Raw genomic sequence first — 18915 nt, 5'->3', positions numbered from 1 at the left:
TAATCGCCCCGAACACAATCAGGGGAACCCGCGATTATCGCAAATTTTCTGAATGCCGGCAACACCTTAGGCCACACACAGTGTGCAACGCTGGAACTTTTCACTTACCCACAAAAAATGTGGATAAAGGTTTGATAAATTACAATCCAGCCCGCAGCAAACAATAACTATCCACAGAAGCTGACCACCTAATGACCCAGGGACACCCCCACTCTTCTTCCGATTCCAGCGGCCTCGAACTCGGCCAAAGCCTGTGGCAAAGCTGCGTCGATCAGCTCGCGCAGGAATTGCCGGAACAGCAGTTCAATACCTGGATCAAGCCGCTTACGGCACAGGTGCAGGACGACATCTCCAAGGTCACCATTTTTGTGGCCAACCGCTTCAAACTGGACTGGGTACGGGCACAGTACAGCGGCCGCATCGCAGGTTTGCTGGAGAAACTGTACGGCCAGGCCGTTCAGGTTGAGTTAGCGATTACTCCGCGGGAAGCCCCCGCAAAATCAACCTTTACCCCGCGCGCGGCCGAGCCGGCTGCCGTGATTGAAGAAGCCTATGTCGGTGAAGACCGCATGGCTGGTGGGCCGAAGAACCGACTGAACAGCTTGCTGACCTTTGAGAGCCTGGTGGAAGGGACTGCCAACCGCATGGCGCGTGCCGCGGCCATGCATGTGGCCACCATGCCGGGGCATTTGTACAACCCCCTGTTCATCTACGGTGGCGTGGGTTTGGGCAAGACCCATTTGATGCACGCGGTGGGCAACCGCCTGCTGGCGGACAAGCAGGGCGCCAAAGTTCTCTACATCCATGCAGAGCAGTTTGTTTCGGATGTGGTTAAGGCCTACCAACGCAAAACTTTCGACGAATTCAAGGAGCGCTACCACTCCCTGGATTTATTGTTGATTGACGATGTGCAGTTCTTTGCCAACAAAGACCGCACCCAGGAAGAGTTTTTCAACGCCTTCGAGGCGCTGCTGGCCAAGAAGTCGCACATCGTGATGACCAGCGACACCTACCCCAAGGGTTTGACCGACATCCATGAGCGCTTGGTCTCGCGGTTTGACTCGGGCCTGACGGTGGCCATTGAGCCGCCCGAGCTGGAAATGCGGGTGGCGATTCTGATCAACAAGGCGCGCGCCGAGGGCTCGGAAATGCCTGAAGAGGTGGCGTTTTTTGTCGCCAAAAACGTGCGCTCCAACGTGCGCGAACTCGAAGGCGCCCTGCGCAAGATCCTGGCGTATTCGCGCTTCAACCAGAAAGAGATCTCCATCCAGCTGGCCCGTGAGGCGTTGCGCGATCTGCTGTCCATCCAGAACCGGCAGATTTCTGTGGAAAACATCCAGAAGACCGTGGCTGACTATTACAAGATCAAGGTCGCGGACATGTATTCCAAGAAGCGGCCCGCCAGCATTGCCCGGCCACGCCAGATTGCCATGTACCTAGCCAAGGAGCTGACCCAAAAGAGCCTGCCCGAGATTGGCGAGCTGTTTGGCGGGCGGGACCACACCACGGTGCTGCACGCCGTACGAAAAATCGGGGGAGAGCGCCAGCAGCTGACCGAGCTGAACCAGCAGCTCCATGTACTGGAGCAAACGCTCAAGGGTTGATACAAAAACAAGTGCCGCCCCCCGCAAGTCACTGTCAAAAAAGGTGAAAATGGTGGGATTGTTCGTAAATGCCGTGCTTTTTTGGCATGGCATCCATGACTGAGTTTCAAAAAGAGGTTGACATGATCGTACTGAAGGCAACGCAAGACAAGGTTCTATCGGTTCTGCAATCCGTAGCCGGTATTGTCGAGCGCCGCCATACGCTGCCTATCCTGGCCAATGTGTTGCTCCGCAAAACGGGCACATCCATTCAGCTAACGACCAGCGACCTGGAAATCCAGATCCGCACCACGGCTGAGTTGGGTGGTGACACCGGTAACTTCACCACCACCATCGGTGCGCGCAAGCTGATCGACATCCTGCGCACCATGCCCGGTGACCAGACCGTGTCGCTGGAGTCCAGCCAGAGCAAGATCATCCTCAAGGGCGGCAAGAGCAAGTTCACGCTGCAGACCATGCAGGCCGAAGACTTCCCGCTGGTGCAAGAGAGCGCCAGCTTTGGCCCCGTCTTCAGCGTGCCGCAAAAAACCCTGAAGGACCTGCTGAGCCAAGTGTCCTTCGCGATGGCGGTGCACGACATCCGCTATTACCTGAACGGCATTTTGTTCGTGGCCGAAGGCAAGCAGCTCAGCCTGGTGGCGACCGACGGCCACCGCCTGGCATTTGCCTCTGCCACCCTGGACGTGGAAGTGCCCAAGCAGGAAGTGATCTTGCCGCGCAAGACCGTGATCGAACTGCAGCGCCTGCTGAGCGATGCCGAAGGCGCGATCGAAATGCAGTTTGCCAACAACCAAGCCAAGTTCACTTTTGATGGCATGGAGTTCGTCACCAAGCTGGTAGAGGGCAAGTTCCCTGACTACAACCGCGTCATCCCCAAGAACCACAAGAACGGCATCACGCTGGGCCGCACTGCCCTATTGGCCACGCTGCAGCGCACCGCGATTTTGACCAGCGACAAGTTCAAGGGCGTACGCCTGAACATAGACCCCGGTAGCCTGCGTGTGGCGTCCAACAACGCCGAACAGGAAGAGGCGGTGGACGAGCTGGACATCGACTACGGTGGTGACAGCATCGAGATCGGCTTCAACGTCACCTACCTGATCGACGCCCTGAGCAATATGAGCCAGGACATGGTGAAAGTGGAGCTGTCGGACGGCAACAGCTCGGCGCTGATCACTATTCCCGACAACGCGACCTTCAAGTACGTCGTGATGCCCATGAGGATCTGACGCTACAAAAACAGTAGCTGCCCGCACAACCAAACCCCCGGCCTTCGGGGGTTTGGTCATTAAAGAATCGTGAGAAAGTTAGCCATGACCGAAGAAAACAAGTCTGTTCCCGCCCCTGAAAACAACGATGGCCTCGTCCATACGGGCGATGCCGGCTCAGACAGCTCCAACTTCCAGCCCACCATCGACACCAACCAGGCCGGCGCGACCGAGGCCTATGGCGAAGGCTCCATCCAGATCCTGGAAGGCCTGGAAGCGGTGCGCAAGCGCCCCGGCATGTACATCGGTGACACGTCGGATGGCACGGGCCTGCACCACCTAGTGTTCGAAGTGGTGGACAACTCCATCGACGAGTCGCTGGCTGGCCATTGCGATGACATCCTGGTCACCATCCACTCCGACAACTCCATCAGCGTGGTGGACAACGGCCGTGGTATTCCCACCGGTATCAAGCTCGACGACAAGCACGAGCCCAAGCGCTCGGCGGCCGAAATCGCGCTGACCGAATTGCATGCCGGCGGCAAGTTCAACCAGAACAGCTACAAGGTGTCTGGTGGACTGCACGGCGTGGGCGTGTCCTGCGTGAACGCACTGTCCAAGATGCTGCGCCTGACGATCCGCCGCGACGGCAAAGTGCATGTGATGGAGTTCAGCAAAGGCTTTGTGCAGAACCGCATCGTCGAGACGCAAAACGGCATTGAAGTCTCGCCCATGAAGGTGATTGGTGACACCGAAAAACGTGGCACCGAAGTGCACTTTTTGCCTGACACCGACATCTTCAAAGAAAACAACGACTTCCACTACGAAATCCTGAGCAAGCGCCTGCGCGAGCTGTCCTTCCTGAACAACGGCGTGAAAATCCGCCTGAAGGACGAACGCAGTGGCAAGGAAGACGACTTCTCCGGTGCGGGTGGCGTCCAGGGCTTTGTGAACTTCATCAACAAGGGCAAGACGGTGTTGAACCCCAACATCTTCCACGCCATGGGCGACCGCCAGAGCGACCAGGGCACCAACATCGGAGTCGAAGTGGCCATGCAGTGGAACAGCGGCTTCAACGAGCAGGTGCTGTGCTTCACCAACAACATTCCCCAGCGCGACGGTGGCACCCACCTGACCGGTCTGCGCGCCGCGATGACCCGCGTCATCAACAAGTACATCGACGACACCGAGCTGGCCAAAAAAGCCAAGGTGGAAGTGACCGGCGATGACATGCGCGAAGGCCTGTGCTGCGTGCTGTCGGTCAAGGTGCCCGAACCCAAGTTCTCCAGCCAGACCAAGGACAAACTCGTATCAAGCGAAGTACGTGGCCCGGTAGAAGATATCGTCAGCAAACTGCTGGCCGACTACCTGCAGGAACGCCCGAACGACGCCAAGATCATCGTCGGCAAGATCATCGAAGCCGCCCGTGCTCGTGAAGCGGCGCGCAAGGCCCGCGACATGACCCGCCGCAAAGGTGTGCTGGATGGCATGGGCCTGCCCGGCAAGCTGGCCGACTGCCAGGAAAAAGACCCGGCGATGTGCGAAATCTACATCGTCGAGGGTGACTCCGCCGGCGGCTCCGCCAAACAGGGCCGCGACCGCAAGTTCCAGGCGATCCTGCCGTTGCGCGGCAAGATTCTGAACGTGGAAAAAGCACGCTACGAAAAGCTGCTGACCAGCAATGAAATCCTGACGCTGATCACTGCACTGGGCACCGGCATCGGCAAGGCCGGTGGCTCCACCGGCAATGACGACTTCAACGTCGCCAAACTACGCTACCACCGCATCATCATCATGACCGATGCCGACGTGGACGGTGCCCACATCCGCACCCTGCTGCTAACCTTCTTCTACCGCCAGATGCCCGAACTGGTCGAGCGCGGCCACATCTACATTGCGCAACCACCGCTGTACAAGGTCAAGGCCGGCAAGGAAGAGCTGTACCTGCAAGGCGCGGGCGATCTGGACAACTTCCTGCTGCGCATTGCGCTGGTCAACGCGTCGGTGTTCACCGGTGGCCCCAACGGCACCACGATTTCCGGCGAGACCTTGTCTGAACTGGCGCGCAAGCACCAAGTCGCACAGGCCGTGATCGCGCGCCTGAAGAACTTCATGGACGCTGAAGCCCTGCGCTCGGTGGCCGATGGTGTGGCGCTTAACCTAGACACCGTGGCCGACGCCGAAGTCTCTGCGGCCGCATTGCAAGCGCGACTGCCCGACGCCGAAGTGGCGGGGGAATTTGATACACGCACTGACAAACCGATTCTGCGCATCAGCCGCCGCCACCACGGCAACGTGAAGAGCAGCGTGCTGACCCAAGACTTTGTGCACGGCGCGGATTACGCGGCGTTGGCCGAAGCCGCCAACACCTTCAAGGGTTTGTTGTCCGAAGGCGCCCGTGTGATGCGTGGCGAAGGCGAGCGCCAGAAGGAAGAAAAGGTCAACGACTTCCGCGAAGCGATGGCCTGGCTGATCACACAAGCCGAGAACGGCACCAGCCGCCAGCGCTACAAGGGTCTGGGTGAAATGAACCCAAGCCAGTTGTGGGAAACCACGATGGACCCGACCGTACGCCGCCTGCTCAAGGTGCAGATCGACGACGCCATCGAAGCCGACCGCGTGTTCACCATGCTGATGGGTGACGAAGTGGAACCGCGCCGTGAATTCATTGAGACCAACGCGCTGCGAGCGGGGAATATTGACGTTTAGCGTTGTTGGGTTGTTGGGTTGTTGGGTTGTTGGGTTGTTGGGTTGTTGGGTTGTTGGGTTGTTGGGTTGTTGGGTTGTTGGGTTGTTGGGTTGTTGATTTTCGTTGAAAACTGATCCAGTTCGGGCAGTTATTTCCAGCCAAAATTGATCCGCGTTAGCCCTACCCTGCTAGTTTTTAAAGCAGAGGAGCTTAGGATTGATAAACGTGGCGGCATTGAATCTCATCAGGCGTTGGGCATTGCGAGAAAACATGTCCATCCGCGAGATTTCCAGGCATACAGGCATGGCTCGCAACACCGTGAAGAAGTATTTGCGATCCGACGTGGCTGAGCCCACCTACGCAAAGCGGGTGCGCTCAAGCAAGCTCGATCCGTATGCTGAGAAGCTGGCCACTTGGCTGGGGGTGGAGGCAACAAAGTCGCGGCAGCGGCAGTGCAATTTGATTTGATGAAAAGATTGAGACAGGCTTCAACGCAATTCAACATCGTTTGCTCATATCTACCTTACCCATGAAAATCCAACTCGCCTCTGACCTCCATCTGGATCGCCTGCATTCGCGTTGGCCAAATGAGCGATTGATCTCCCCAGCGCAAGATGCCGACGTTCTGGTTCTCGCTGGAGATATCCACAAGGGAGCTCTGGGTATGGACACTTTCGCGCAATGGAGCGCGGACAGAAATGTCCCCATCGTCTACGTAGCCGGCAACCATGAGTTCTATGAGGGGTCGCTAAGCGTCGTGGACCACCGCCTTCGGGAATTGTCGACCATCACTGGTATCCATTATCTTGAGCGAGATGTCGTTGTCATAAGCGGTGTTCGTTTTCTTGGATGCACGCTATGGACGGACTACTGCTTGCGGTCCATGTATTCGCAGGCTTACGTGATGGAAGAAATCCAACGGCGCGAGATGGATCACCACCGCACTCACCCAGATTCAGGACTCTTTACGCCACAGGATGCCTTGCAACAGCATATGGTGTCACGTCAATGGTTGGCCGAAGAGTTAGGTAAGCCATTTGAAGGAAAGACTGTGGTTGTTTCCCACCATGGGCCTCATCCTTTGTCTCTCCATCCCCGGTATCTGGGGCACAAACTCAATGCGGCATACGTGAGCGATTTGTCTCAACTGATGCCCAGTGTTGACCTCTGGCTGCACGGCCATGTGCACGATTCCTTTGATTACCGGATAGGCAGATGCCGCGTTGTAGCAAATCCGGCGGGCTACGTCCGCAACCGAACATTGGTGACTTCCAAAGAGGACTTCGTGTTCGAGAACCCATCCTTCGACAAAGGACTGGTGATTTCCGTAAGCTGATGTAGAACAAAGTCGGCACTTCATACAGTTTGCTGGATGCAACGGAAGTGATATTGCCACGCACACAATTGATTTTCAGTTGGTACTGATTACTGTTGGTTTTCTGATTTGGATCCCGACTCGCCGGCCATCTTGGATGCGCGCAATCGAAAGATTGTGGGTCAAACGATCTCTAGTCGCGTTCATACCCCACGAGCGCTGGCGGCGCTACATTCGACTCAGAAGAGCCGACATCCACCACCGAGTTCAATTTGCCACACGGATCGCGGCAGCCAGTATGCAAGCGAGACCTATTGGCATGCCTTGCATCAGGCCGGACTATGGGGTTCTATGAATTCGTCTAGTATCCCGCATAGCAATGTGCAGGCTGAGCGGTTTGTGAGGATACTAAAGGTCCATGCGGTGGACTTAGCTAGCTGCGAGACATTCATCGAAAACGCCTACAACACCAAGTGCTGGCCTCGCTCGCATGGCTAAGACCCTCGCGGACAAATCGCGATCTTTTGATCGTTCTCTGGCAACCGCCCGAGATGGACGAGCGCCAGTTTCCGGAGCACTAAGAAGGCGACTCAATCAGAGGCGCGAGCGACTTTTTTGCGTCATGCCCCCTGGTGAAGCGCAGCGAAAGGCTTTTGATGTTGATCAAGCTACCTCAGCCAAACCCAGCCACTGCGGCCCACTTGCTGTAAGCGTTTACGGACAGCTAAATGGTATGGGCAAACCAATGCGTCAAATACTGACCTATGACCGGGGACGGGACGTGGCAAACGACCGCCAACATCTGGGTTATCGTTTACTTTTTTGATCCACGCAGTCCATGGCGATATTCAGGCACCTACGAAAATGCCGATGGCCTAGTGCGCCAGTTCCTGCCAAACCGAGAAGGCCTTGTTGGGCTACAGTCAGGAGCAGCTATACGGGATCGTTGGTTTGATGAATGTGAGGCCACCCAGGCATTGGGCTGATTGACTCCATTGGCGTTCTGCGGCCAATGGCTAGCCAAGCTTGACCTCTCTCCTGACACCATCCTGTAAGCTCTGCTTGTGTTTCACTTGGTCTTTTGAGTCCGCCCCGCGTGGATTATGCGCCAGAAGCTTCTATTTTGATAGCAAACTTCCCGGCTAAGCGCTCCTGACCGGGCCCGTCGAAGCCCGCGCCACCAGCAACGGATCCGGCACCTTCACGCTTCGTGGCTGGTGGTCCGGGTTTTCGATCAGGTCCAGCATCAGGTTGATGGCCATGGTGGCCATGATCTCTGTATGCAGCGCCACGGTTGTCAGGCCAGGGCGCATGTCGCGTGCCAGCTGAATGTCGGTGATACCAATCAGCGACATGGATTGCGGCACCGCAATGCCGCGCTCCACCAGCACCTGCGCGGCGCCGTAGGCCATCAAATCGTTGGTGGCGAAAATGGCAGTGATGTTCGGGTTGGCGTCCAGCAGCGATTCGGCGGCAGCGCGCCCACCGGCGATGGTGTCGGGCGTGTCACGCGTGTTCTCTTCCAGCAGCGTCAGCCCCGCGGCGTGCAGCGCACTCTCGAACCCGCCGAGCCGCACAATCTGCCGCCCGGCCAGGCCACAGCCCACGATGGCACCCATGCAGGTGTGGCCCAACTCCACCAGGTGTTGGCCAGCAATCTCGCCGGCGCGGTGTAAATCCAACACCACGTGGGGCACCTGGTCGCTGTAGTGAATGGCTTCGTTCGACGCCAGCACAATGGGCGCGCGCCGGTTGCTGATTTGCTCCACGTCTTCGGGCGTGATGCCGGTGTCCAGCACCAGCACGCCACCGGCCAGGGTGCCGGTGATCTGCTTGAGGTAGGCGCGGCCGATGTCGGGCCGCTCGGGCGTGTTGCACACCATGAGGAAGTAGTTGCGGTCGCGCGCCACGCGCTCGGCCACGGCCACAAACTCGGGGTAGAACGGGTTGGTGATGTCGGGCACCACCAGCGCCACCATGGACGACTTGCCCTCGGCCAGCGCGCGCGCCATCAGGTTGGGCCGGTAACCGGTTGCGGCAATGGCCTCCTGCACCTTCAATACGGTGGCAGGTTTCACCTTTTGGGTGTTGCGCAACACGTTGGACACCGTGGCGGTGGTCACCCCCGCCAGGCGTGCGACATCACTGAGCGTGGCCATGGGGGATGCTGGTTACCTGCGTTTGAGATAAGAAAAACGGCATTAAGGACTTACCCTTGGTCGTGGTCTTTTTCGGAACAGCTGTAGGTATACTACAAAAATTGCTGAATTTAACCGCTTAAATTTAATTTAGCGGCTATCCCACCAGGACCTGATAGAAACGCCAGGCCCTGGAAATGCAGCACATGGATGCCTGGGGTCGGGCTAAAAATTTAACCGCTTAAATTTACGAAAGGATGCCAGTCGAGACGGAGTCATCACACCAATCTTGGAGACAACAAGCCCACAACGCCAGTGATCCACTGCAAACGGCTTGACCACATTTACAGACGTAGACAGGAAAACCAAACCATGAATTTCACCAAACGCACCACGCTGACCGCCATGGCCGGCATTGTTCTCGGCAGCTCAGGCCTGATGGCCACCACCACGGCCTCCGCCAAGGAAGTCACCATCTGGGCCTGGGACCCCAACTTCAACATCGCCATCATGCAAGAGGCGGGCAAGCGCTACACCGCCAAGCACCCGGACACCACGTTCAAGATCGTGGACATGGCCAAGGCCGATCTGGAGCAAAAGCTGCAGACCACACTGGCCTCTGGCGTGACCAAGTCCCTGCCCGATATCGTGCTGGTGGAAGACTACAACGCACCCAAGTACCTGCGCGCCTTCCCCGGCGCTTTCGAATCCATGTCCGGGAAGGTGGACTACAAGGGCTTCGCCAAATACAAGGTCGACCTAATGACCCTGGACGGCAAGGTCTACGGCCTGCCCTTCGACTCGGGTGTCACCGGCATGTACTACCGCAAGGATTTGTTGGCCAAGGCCGGTTTTGCTGAAAAAGACATGCAAAACATCACCTGGGACCGATACATCGAAATCGGCAAAAAGGTCGAAGCCGCTACCGGCAAGAAGATGCTCGGCATTGACCCCAATGACAACGGCCTGGTCCGCGTGATGATGCAATCCGGCGGCCGCTGGTACTTCGACAAAGACGGCAAGCTCGACATCAAGGGCAACCCCGCCCTGAAAGCCGCGCTGGAAATCCAGGCCAAGCTGTTCAAGTCCGGCATCGTCAAGCCCACCACCGGCTGGGCTGAATACGTGGGCGCAGTGAACAGCGGCGACGTGGCCTCTATCACCACCGGCGTGTGGATCACCGGTTCGGTGAAGTCCGAGAAGAGCCAGTCCGGCCTGTGGGCTGTGGCCCCTACGCCGTCCCTGGGCATTCCCGGCGCGTCCAATGCGTCCAACCTGGGCGGCTCCAGCTGGTACGTGCTCTCCAGTGGCAAGGAAAAGGCTGCTGCGGTGGACTTCCTCAACGAGGTGTATGCCAAGGACGTGGACTTCTACCAAACCATCCTGCAATCCCGCGGTGCCGTGGGCACGCTGCTGGCTTCGCGCAACGGCAAGGAATACTCCGCGCCTGATGCCTTCTTTGGCGGCGCCAAGGTCTGGCAACAGTTCAGCGATTACCTGGGCAAGGTGCCTAGCGTGAACTACGGCATCTACACCTACGAAGGTGACGCCGCTGTGGCTGCCCAGTTGCCCGGTCTGATCTCCGGCACACCTGTGGACAAGATCCTGGACAACATCCAGCAGCAACTCGCCGCACAGATCAAGTAAGGTCTTGTTGGCAGGGGCGGGACGCGGTGCGTTCCGCCCTTTTTTGGATTGCCTGAGGAAATTTTCATGCGGCACCCCCCCGCGCCCAACTACCGGCGCTTTTACGACATCAATGGCTGGGCCTTCATCAGTGCAGCCTTGCTGCTGATGGCAGCCTTCACGGTTTACCCCATTCTCAGATCGCTGTGGATGTCCACGCATGCGGGGCAAGGCACCATGGTGCACTTTGTGGGCATTGACAACGTGGTGCGCCTGTGGAGCGACCCGATATTCCTGCGGGCACTTACGAACACCTTCATCTTCCTGGTCATTCAGGTGCCCATCATGATCGTGCTCGCGCTGGTCATGGCTTCGTGCCTGAACATGCCGAACCTGAAGTTTCGCGGCCTGTTGCGCACCGCCGTGTTTCTGCCCTGTGTAACCTCGCTGGTGGCGTACTCGGTACTGTTCAAAAGCATGTTTTCGTACGACGGCATTGTCAACGCGACGCTGCTGCACATTGGCCTGCTCGACACCCCCATTCCGTGGATGACCGACCCCTTCTGGTCGCGCACCGTCATCATCTCCGCGCTCACCTGGCGCTGGACCGGTTACAACATGGTGTTCTATCTCGCGGCCATGCAAAACATCGACAAGTCGATCTACGAGGCCGCCCGTATTGATGGCATTTCGGCGTTCCGCCGCTTTGTGTCCATCACCATCCCCATGCTCAAGCCGGTGATTTTGTTCACCACGGTGACGTCGACCATCGGCACCTTGCAGCTGTTCGATGAGGTGATGAACATCACCCAAGGCGGCCCCGCCGACAGCACGCTGTCGCTGTCGCTGTATATCTACAACCTGTCTTTCCGCTACGTGCCCAACTTTGGTTACGCGGCTACGGTGTCCTATGTCATTGTGGCTCTCGTAGCGGTCATGGCGGTGGCACAGTTTTACCTTGCCCGGGAGCGTGATTAATGAACACCGTGCTCGACAAACTCCGTGGGATGGTGGTCTACGTCTTCTTGGGCGTCATGGCCCTGATGTCGATCTTCCCCTTCATCTGGATGGCGATCAGCGCCACCAACGTTAGCCGCGATGTCACCAAAGGCAAGATCACCTTCGGCAGTGCCTTGTTCGACAACTACGCCAAGTTCGCCTCGCTGTATGACGTGCCCTTGGTGTTCTGGAATTCTGCCAAGATTGCCATTGTTGGCACGGTGCTGACACTGGCGGTCTCGTCGATTGCAGGTTACGGCTTTGAAGTGTTCCGCTCGGCATCGCGTGAGCGCATCTACAAAGTCGTGTTGCTGTCGATGATGGTGCCCTTTGCGGCGCTCATGATTCCGCTGTTCACCTTGATGGCCCAGTTCGACATGCTGGACACGCACATGGCGGTCATCTTGCCAGTGGTCGCTTCTGCGTACCTGATCTTCTACTTCCGCCAAAGCAGCAAAGCCTTCCCCTCGGAACTGCGCGAGGCCGCCCGTCTGGATGGCCTCAAGGAATGGCAGATCTTCCTGTTTGTCTATGTGCCGGTGATGCGTTCGACCTACGCAGCGGCTTTCATCATCGCCTTCATGGCGTCGTGGAATGCCTTCCTGTGGCCACTCATCGCCTTGCAATCCAACGAACTCAAAACCATCACCCTGGTGCTGTCCTCTCTCGGCTCGGCCTACACACCGGACTTCGGCGTCACCATGGTTGCCACGGTGCTGGCCACCATTCCCACTCTCCTCGTTTTCTTCGCAATGCAACGGCAGTTCGTACAGGGCATGCTGGGCTCCGTCAAATAAGGTTTTTTCACATGCGTTCTATTACCAAGCTCCACACGGGCTGGACTTTCCACACCTCGTTCTCTTCCAACCTCATCACCCAAGCCGCCCCCGGCGCCACCGTGCGCCTGCCGCACAACGCAGTGGACCTGGAGATGACCTACCTGGATGAGCGCAGCTACCAAAAGGAATTTGGCTACCAGCGCACGCTGGCCTGGCAGCCCGAATTTGCGGGCCGCGAAATCTCGCTCGAATTTGACGGCGCCATGGCCAACAGCGTGGTCTGGGTCAACGGCCAACAGGTCGCCGCCCACAAGGACGGCTATACGCCGTTTAGCGCGCGCCTCACCGGCCTGCTGAAGGAAGGTGACAACCTCATCACCGTCAAGATTGACGGCACCGAGAACCCCGAGATTCCGCCCTTTGGTGGCCAGATCGACTACCTGACCTACGCCGGCATTTACCGCGACGTGTGGCTGAAGCTGGCCGATGCCGTGTCCATCGCCAACCTCAAGGTGGAAACCTCGGGCGAGCTGACGGATGCCAAGGGCGTGCGCGTGACTGGCTTCATCGCCAACCCCACCCAAGCAGCATTCACCGGCACTGCGCTGGTGGAGCTGTGCCAGGTGGACGGCACGGTGCTGCAGCAGCAAAGCACCGACGTGTCGGGCAACACCTTCAGCGTGGCGTTTGACAAACTCGTCGGCCTGCAGCGGTGGGAGCTGGACGCCCCCCAGCTCTACCTGGTGCGCGTGACCACCACCACATCGGCCGGCAAAGACCAGCTCAGCACCCGCTTTGGCTTCCGCACCGCCACCTTCACCACCGAAGGTTTTTTCTTGAACGGCCAACCGCTCAAGATCCGTGGCCTGAACCGCCACCAGAGCTACCCCTACGTGGGCTACGCCATGGGCCAGCGCGCGCAGGAGAAAGATGCCGACATCCTGAAAAACGAGCTCAAGTGCAACCTGGCGCGCACCTCGCACTACCCGCAGTCCACCTACTTTCTGGACCGCTGTGACGAGATTGGCCTCCTGGTACTGGAAGAAATCCCCGGCTGGCAGCACATTGGCGGCCAGGCCTGGCAGGACGAGTCGGTGGAGAACACGCGCCGCATGATCGAGCGCGATTGGAACCACCCCTCCATCATTTGCTGGGGCGTGCGCATTAACGAGTCAGCCGACAACCACGACTTCTATGTGCGCACCAACGCCATGGCGCGCTCGCTGGACACCTCTCGCCCCATCGGCGGCATCCGCTGCATTGACAACAGCGAGCTGCTGGAAGACGTGTACACCATGAACGACTTCTTCAACGGCGCAGGCCCCGAGTGGCTGGCCGGGCGTGACCCCGTGCCGCTGCGTGCACCGCGCGCTGTGACCGGCCTGGACCACGAGGTGCCCTACCTGGTGACCGAGCACACCGGCCACATGTACCCCACCAAGCGCATCGACCCCGAAGACCGCCAGGCCCAACACGTCACCCGCCACCTGCAGGTGCTGGACGTGGCCTATGGCAACCCGGTCATCAGCGGCGCCATTGGTTGGTGCATGTTTGACTACAACACGCACAAAGACTTTGGCGCGGGCGACCGCATCTGCCACCACGGCGTGATGGACATCTTCCGCGAACCCAAGTTTGCCGCCAGTGTGTACGCCAGCCAGTGCAGCCCCGCCGAACAGATCGTGCTGGAGCCCGTAACCTACTGGGCCCGTGGCGAGAAGGACCGCTGCGAGGTGCTGCCCCTCATCGTGCTGACCAACTGCGACTATGTGGAACTGAAGGTGGGCGACTTCCCTGCCAAGCGCGCTGAACCCGACCGCGCGCTCTACCCGCACCTGCCGCATGCGCCCGTCATTTTTGACGGCCGCCATGTGAACATGAACGACCTGGGCGCCTGGGGCATGCTGTGGCGCGACGCCACGTTCACGGGCTACATCAACGGCAAGGCCGTGGCCACGGTGGCCGTGTCCGGCAACCCACTGCCCACCACGCTTCAGGTGCAGGTGGACGACACCACGCTGCGTGCGGGTGAGAAAGACGCCACCCGCGTGATCGTGCGCGCGCTGGACCAGACAGGCCGCGTGCTGCCCTTCCTGGACGACATTGCCACCGTGGAAGTGAGCGGTGCCGCCAAGCTGCTGGGCCCTGACAGCCTGCCCATCAAGGGCGGCGTGACCGGTTTCTGGATCGAGACCACCGGCGCCGTAGGCGACATTGCGGTGCGCATCCGCACCCGCCGCCTGGGCGAACAGCGCCTGGCGCTGCGCGCGGAATGAACGAGGAGAACACAGCATGGCAGACGTAAAACTCACCCAGGTCCGCAAGTCGTTTGGCAACATCGACGTCATCCGCGGCGTGGACCTGGACATCAAGCACGGCGAGTTCGTGGTCTTTGTCGGCCCCTCGGGCTGCGGCAAGTCCACCCTCCTGCGCGCCATCTCGGGCCTGGAAGACATCACCAGTGGCGAGCTGCGCATTGGCGACCAGGTGATGAACAACGTGGACCCGTCCAAGCGCGGGATCGCCATGGTGTTCCAGAGCTACGCGCTCTACCCGCACATGACGGTGCGCGAGAACATGGGCTTTGCGCTCAAACACGCCGGTGTGGCCAAAGCCGAGGTGGCCACCAAGGTGGACGCGGCCGCTAACATCCTGGGCCTGGGCCCGCTGATGGACCGCAAACCCAAGGCCCTGTCGGGCGGGCAGCGCCAGCGCGTGGCCATTGGCCGTGCCATCGTGCGCGACCCGCAGGTATTTTTGTTTGACGAACCGCTCTCCAACCTGGACGCCGAGCTGCGCGTGCACATGCGCATCGAGATTGCGCGCCTGCACCGCGAGCTGGGCAGCACGATCATCTACGTGACGCACGACCAGGTGGAAGCCATGACGCTGGCCGACAAAATCGTGGTGTTGCGCGCCGGTGTGGTGGAGCAGGTGGGCGCACCGCTGGAGCTGTATGACAACCCGGCCAACACCTTTGTGGCGGGCTTCATCGGCTCGCCCCGCATGAACTTTTTTGACGGCACGGTGACCGGCCACACGCGCAGCAACGGCACCAACGCCTGCCAGGTCGCCCTGGCGGGCTTTGACCATGCGGTGGTGACCCTGCCACTGGACGGCAACCTGCCCGCCGTCGGCACCGAGGTGTCGGTGGGCGTGCGGCCCGAGCATTTCCAGGAAGACGGCAGCGCCACGCTGCCCGTCACCATCGACATGCTGGAGCACCTGGGCGGCGAAACCTTTGCCTACGCCCGCTCCAGCAGTGGCGTAATGGTGGTCATCGAGACCAAGCACGGCCGCAGCCTGCGTTCGGGCCAGGTGCTGGAGGCGCGCTTTGACGCGGCCAAGGCCCTGCTGTTCGACAAGAGCGGCCAACGTATTTACTGCAACTGAACATGCCCACCCACGCGCCCGAGGCCTCCGCCGCATTCACCGTTTTGCACGGCACCCACAGCACCGTGGTGCTGGAAGTGCGCCCCCATGAGGCGCCGCTGTGGCGCTACTGGGGTCCGCGCCTGCCGGACCACTGCGTGCCCCTGGCGCCGTTGCGCGATGGCCGCCCGATACCGCCTAGCAGCATGGAGTTTGACCAGCCGCTGACCGTGGCGCCCACCTTTGGCGTGGGCTGGTACGGCCAGAGCGCGTTGCTGGCGCACCGCGGTGGGCAGCAGTTTGCGCAGCAGTTCACGGCCTGCCGCATCGAGACGCTGGTGGCTGGTCAAAGCATCGCCGTCCATCTGACAGACAGCGTGGCCCAGCTGCGCCTGGTACTGCACATGGCACTGGACGCGCACGATGTGCTGCAGCTGCGCAGTGAGTTGTTCAACGACGGCAGTGATGTGCTGGACGTGCACTGGCTGGCCGCGGGCACCGTGCCGCTGCCCGGCGACGCCCAGGCCGTGCGTTCGTACGCGGGCCAATGGGCCAATGAATTCCAGCTCCAGGTGGACACGCTCTCGCGCAGCGTGTGGCAGCGCGAGAACCGGCGTGGCCGCACCTCGCACGACAGCTTTCCGGGCGCCGTGGTCACCACGCTGGGCGCCACGCAACACACGGGCACCGTGTATGGCGCGCACCTGGCCTGGTCCGGCAACCACAAGCAGGCGATTGAGTGGCTGCATGACGGCCAGTACCTATGGCAGATGGGCGAATGGCTGGCGCCAAGCGAAGTGCGCCTGGCCGCGGGCGAATCTCTGCAGACGCCCACGCTGTTTGCCAGCTGCGCCGCCACGGGCCTGAACGGTCTGGCCGCCAACTTCCACGCCACCGTGCGCAACCGCCTGCCCTGGCCCGGTGGCCGCATGCGCCCGCGCCCCGTGCACCTGAACACCTGGGAGGCGGTCTACTTTGACCACCGCACCGAAGACATTCGCGCGCTGGCCACCGCCGCAGCCAGCGTGGGCGTAGAGCGTTTTGTACTGGACGACGGCTGGTTCCAGGGCCGCCACAACGACCAGGCCGCACTGGGCGACTGGTGGCCAGACGCTGGCAAGTACCCGCACGGCCTGCAGCCGCTGGCCAACTACGTGAACGAACTCGGCATGGAGTTTGGCCTGTGGGTGGAGCCCGAGATGGTGAACCCCGACAGCCAGCTCTTCCGCAGCCACCCCGACTGGGCGCTGCAGCTCGAAGGCCGGCCCCTGCTCACCATGCGCAACCAGTTGGTGCTGGACGTGGCCCGCCCCGAGGTGGCCGACTACCTGTTCACCAAGCTGGACACCCTGCTGCAGAACGTTCCCATTGCCTACCTGAAGTGGGACATGAACCGCGACCTGACCACCGCAGGCAACGCGCTGGGCCGCCCGGCCTACAGAGGCTTCGTGCATGCGCTGTACGCGCTGCTGGACCGCGTGCGCGCCGCCCACCCGCAGCTGGAGATTGAAAGCTGCGCCTCCGGCGGCGCCCGGCTGGACATGGGTGTGCTGGCCCACACCCACCGCGTGTGGACCAGCGACTGCAACGATGCACTGTCGCGCGTCGCCATCCAGCGCGGTGCGCTGCAGTTTTTGCCCCCCGAGATTCTGGGCGCCCACATTGGCCCCGCGCCCGCACACACCACGGGCCGCAGCCAGAGCCTGAACTTTCGCGCCGGCGTGGCGCTAAGCGGCCACCTGGGTATAGAGGCCGATGTGCGCCATATGCGCGACGACGAGCGCATGGCACTGGGCCGCTGGGTGGGCCTGTACAAGCAGCTGCGCAACCGCCTGCACACCGGCCAGGTGTGGCTGGGCGAGGCGGGCGACGGCGTGCTGTGGCAAGCCCATGGCGACGCCAATGCCAGCGAGGTGCTGCTGCTGGTCTACCGCACCACGCCCACCGGCCACCGCAACACACCGCCACTGCGCCTGCCCATGCTGCGCCCGGCCGCCCACTACACCATCGAACGGCTGGACCCCACGCCCCCCGAGTGGACCAGCAGCCCGCTCAACGACGCCGCCCTGGCCGCCGGTGCGCAGCAGGCCCTGCCGCCCACGGCGCACGGCGCCTGGCTGGCCGCGGTGGGCTTGCCGCTGCCGCGCATGAATGCGGAGAGTGCGCTGATCTACCGGTTGCGGTTTATTCCGCAGTAGCTCGGCTTACTCGCCCACCAGCTTCTTCTCAATCCGCCGGTCAGGAATGAACCAGATGCAGGCCACGGCGGCCAGCAGGATGCCGGACAACCAGGGGTAGCCCAGCAGCGCCAGCGGGATGGACAGCACGTAGCTGGCCACCGATATCTTTCCTTTGCGGTCGTTACCCACGGCCACATGTAGCAAGGAATCCGCGCCCTGCGACTTGATGATCTGCGCCTGCAGCAGCGTGTAGCTGATGGCGCACATCAGCAGGTCTACCGCATACACCGCCACGGGTGCGGCGCCAAAGTGGTTCTCGCCCATCCAGGCGGTGGCAAACGGCATCAGCGACATCCAGAACAGCAGGTTCAGGTTGGCCCAGAGGATGGCGCCGTTCACCTGCTTGACCGCGTGCAGCATGTGGTGGTGGTTGTTCCAGTAGATGCCCACGTTGGCGAAGCTCAGCACATAGCTCAGGAAGATGGGCCACAGCGGCAGCAGGTCAGCAAACTCCTGGCCATGCGGCACCTTGAACTCCAGCACCATGATGGTGATGATGATCGCGATCACGCCATCGCTAAAGGCTTCGAGTCGGGTTTTGTTCATCGAGGGGCTCCGGGCTGCAGGGGTTTTGGCAATTGTCCACAATGGCGGTTTGCCGTTGGCACATTTTGAAGAAAGACACCGTATGAAAACACTGCTTGCCGGTTGCATGCTGGCCCTGCTCAGCCTGGGCGCCCAGGCCAAAGACGTGGTGATCGACGTGCGCACGCCCCAGGAATACGCGGCGGGCCATGTGGATGGCGCCATCAACATCGAACACGGCAACATCGCCCAGGGTGTGGCCAAGGCCGGCATTGGCAAGGACGACACCATCAAGCTGTACTGCCAGTCGGGCGTGTTGAGTGGCCGGGCGCTGACCACGCTGAAGGACCTGGGCTACAGCAAGGCCGAGAACGCGGGCGGCATCGAGCAGGCGCGCAAGGCCTTGGCCAAGAAGTAAGG

At 60.4% G+C, this 18915-nt stretch carries 13 protein-coding genes and 2 pseudogenes; 13 read left to right on the top strand and 2 right to left on the bottom strand.

Annotated elements, in window-relative coordinates:
• The first annotated feature begins 191 nt into the window (after positions 1-191).
• The 6 genes and pseudogenes from dnaA to AC097R_RS02050 form a co-directional block, all read left to right on the top strand.
• Positions 192-1604 (top strand): chromosomal replication initiator protein DnaA, encoded by a 1413-nt coding sequence (gene dnaA / locus AC097R_RS02075; RefSeq protein WP_479595940.1) that lies wholly within the window; start codon positions 192-194, stop codon positions 1602-1604.
• Positions 1605-1726: 122 nt separating this feature from the next.
• Positions 1727-2833, top strand: a complete 1107-nt coding sequence (gene dnaN, locus AC097R_RS02070) for a DNA polymerase III subunit beta (RefSeq protein ID WP_310343590.1) — start codon at positions 1727-1729, stop codon at positions 2831-2833.
• Between the two features lie 84 nt (positions 2834-2917).
• Positions 2918-5521, top strand: a complete 2604-nt coding sequence (gyrB, locus tag AC097R_RS02065; RefSeq protein WP_479595939.1) for a DNA topoisomerase (ATP-hydrolyzing) subunit B — start codon at positions 2918-2920, stop codon at positions 5519-5521.
• 196 nt (positions 5522-5717) lie between these two features.
• Positions 5718-5954: pseudogene (locus AC097R_RS02060) on the top strand (IS21 family transposase); the annotation flags it as partial.
• 76 nt (positions 5955-6030) lie between these two features.
• Positions 6031-6837, top strand: a complete 807-nt coding sequence (locus AC097R_RS02055; protein WP_479595938.1) for a metallophosphoesterase — start codon at positions 6031-6033, stop codon at positions 6835-6837.
• Between the two features lie 736 nt (positions 6838-7573).
• Positions 7574-7712 (top strand): annotated as a pseudogene (locus AC097R_RS02050) (IS30 family transposase); the annotation flags it as partial.
• 246 nt (positions 7713-7958) lie between these two features.
• On the opposite strand, the gene AC097R_RS02045 reads toward AC097R_RS02050, so the two are convergent.
• Positions 7959-8975: a LacI family DNA-binding transcriptional regulator gene (locus AC097R_RS02045; protein ID WP_479595937.1), complete on the bottom strand. Its 1017-nt coding sequence runs from the start codon at positions 8973-8975 to the stop codon at positions 7959-7961.
• Positions 8976-9326: 351 nt separating this feature from the next.
• On the opposite strand from AC097R_RS02045, the gene AC097R_RS02040 reads away from it, so the two are divergent.
• The 6 genes from AC097R_RS02040 to AC097R_RS02015 all read left to right on the top strand — a co-directional run bounded on the left by AC097R_RS02040 (position 9327) and on the right by AC097R_RS02015 (position 17928).
• Positions 9327-10601 carry an ABC transporter substrate-binding protein gene (locus AC097R_RS02040; protein ID WP_479595936.1) on the top strand — a complete coding sequence of 425 codons (1275 nt, stop codon included), beginning with the start codon at positions 9327-9329 and terminating at the stop codon, positions 10599-10601.
• A gap of 66 nt (positions 10602-10667) precedes the next feature.
• Positions 10668-11558: a carbohydrate ABC transporter permease gene (locus tag AC097R_RS02035; RefSeq protein WP_479595935.1), complete on the top strand. Its 891-nt coding sequence runs from the start codon at positions 10668-10670 to the stop codon at positions 11556-11558.
• Positions 11558-12376, top strand: a complete 819-nt coding sequence (locus AC097R_RS02030; RefSeq protein WP_479595934.1) for a carbohydrate ABC transporter permease — start codon at positions 11558-11560, stop codon at positions 12374-12376. Before AC097R_RS02035 ends, AC097R_RS02030 begins: the two co-directional genes overlap by 1 nt.
• 11 nt (positions 12377-12387) lie before the next feature.
• On the top strand, positions 12388-14634 hold the full coding sequence (locus tag AC097R_RS02025) for a glycoside hydrolase family 2 protein (RefSeq protein ID WP_479595933.1): 2247 nt from the start codon (positions 12388-12390) through the stop codon (positions 14632-14634).
• 16 nt (positions 14635-14650) lie between these two features.
• Positions 14651-15751 carry an ABC transporter ATP-binding protein gene (locus AC097R_RS02020; RefSeq protein WP_479595932.1) on the top strand — a complete coding sequence of 367 codons (1101 nt, stop codon included), beginning with the start codon at positions 14651-14653 and terminating at the stop codon, positions 15749-15751.
• A 2-nt stretch (positions 15752-15753) separates the two neighbouring features.
• Positions 15754-17928 (top strand): alpha-galactosidase, encoded by a 2175-nt coding sequence (locus AC097R_RS02015; protein WP_479595931.1) that lies wholly within the window; start codon positions 15754-15756, stop codon positions 17926-17928.
• A 6-nt stretch (positions 17929-17934) separates the two neighbouring features.
• On the opposite strand, the gene AC097R_RS02010 is transcribed toward AC097R_RS02015, so the two are convergent.
• A complete protein-coding gene (locus AC097R_RS02010) occupies positions 17935-18516 on the bottom strand; it encodes a TMEM175 family protein (RefSeq protein WP_479595930.1) in 582 nt (193 codons plus the stop codon).
• Between the two features lie 82 nt (positions 18517-18598).
• Between AC097R_RS02010 and AC097R_RS02005 the strand changes: the two genes are divergently transcribed.
• On the top strand, positions 18599-18913 hold the full coding sequence (locus tag AC097R_RS02005; protein ID WP_479595929.1) for a rhodanese-like domain-containing protein: 315 nt from the start codon (positions 18599-18601) through the stop codon (positions 18911-18913).
• The last annotated feature ends 2 nt before the right edge of the window (positions 18914-18915 follow it).

The sequence above is a fragment of the Rhodoferax sp. ZS1R25 genome (genome assembly GCF_056521335.1).
The sequence above is the reverse complement of the archived record's forward strand: the minus strand, read 5'-3'. Positions and strand labels throughout refer to the sequence as shown.

What these genes read in the sequence shown, in the direction of transcription:
- dnaA (WP_479595940.1), top strand. Translation starts at nt 192, where the DNA reads ATGACCCAGGGACACCCCCACTCTTCTTCCGATTCCAGCGGCCTCGAA.
- dnaN (WP_310343590.1), top strand. Translation starts at nt 1,727, where the DNA reads ATGATCGTACTGAAGGCAACGCAAGACAAGGTTCTATCGGTTCTGCAA.
- gyrB (WP_479595939.1), top strand. Translation starts at nt 2,918, where the DNA reads ATGACCGAAGAAAACAAGTCTGTTCCCGCCCCTGAAAACAACGATGGC.
- AC097R_RS02055 (WP_479595938.1), top strand. Translation starts at nt 6,031, where the DNA reads ATGAAAATCCAACTCGCCTCTGACCTCCATCTGGATCGCCTGCATTCG.
- AC097R_RS02045 (WP_479595937.1), bottom strand. Translation starts at nt 8,975, where the DNA reads ATGGCCACGCTCAGTGATGTCGCACGCCTGGCGGGGGTGACCACCGCC.
- AC097R_RS02040 (WP_479595936.1), top strand. Translation starts at nt 9,327, where the DNA reads ATGAATTTCACCAAACGCACCACGCTGACCGCCATGGCCGGCATTGTT.
- AC097R_RS02035 (WP_479595935.1), top strand. Translation starts at nt 10,668, where the DNA reads ATGCGGCACCCCCCCGCGCCCAACTACCGGCGCTTTTACGACATCAAT.
- AC097R_RS02030 (WP_479595934.1), top strand. Translation starts at nt 11,558, where the DNA reads ATGAACACCGTGCTCGACAAACTCCGTGGGATGGTGGTCTACGTCTTC.
- AC097R_RS02025 (WP_479595933.1), top strand. Translation starts at nt 12,388, where the DNA reads ATGCGTTCTATTACCAAGCTCCACACGGGCTGGACTTTCCACACCTCG.
- AC097R_RS02020 (WP_479595932.1), top strand. Translation starts at nt 14,651, where the DNA reads ATGGCAGACGTAAAACTCACCCAGGTCCGCAAGTCGTTTGGCAACATC.
- AC097R_RS02015 (WP_479595931.1), top strand. Translation starts at nt 15,754, where the DNA reads ATGCCCACCCACGCGCCCGAGGCCTCCGCCGCATTCACCGTTTTGCAC.
- AC097R_RS02010 (WP_479595930.1), bottom strand. Translation starts at nt 18,516, where the DNA reads ATGAACAAAACCCGACTCGAAGCCTTTAGCGATGGCGTGATCGCGATC.
- AC097R_RS02005 (WP_479595929.1), top strand. Translation starts at nt 18,599, where the DNA reads ATGAAAACACTGCTTGCCGGTTGCATGCTGGCCCTGCTCAGCCTGGGC.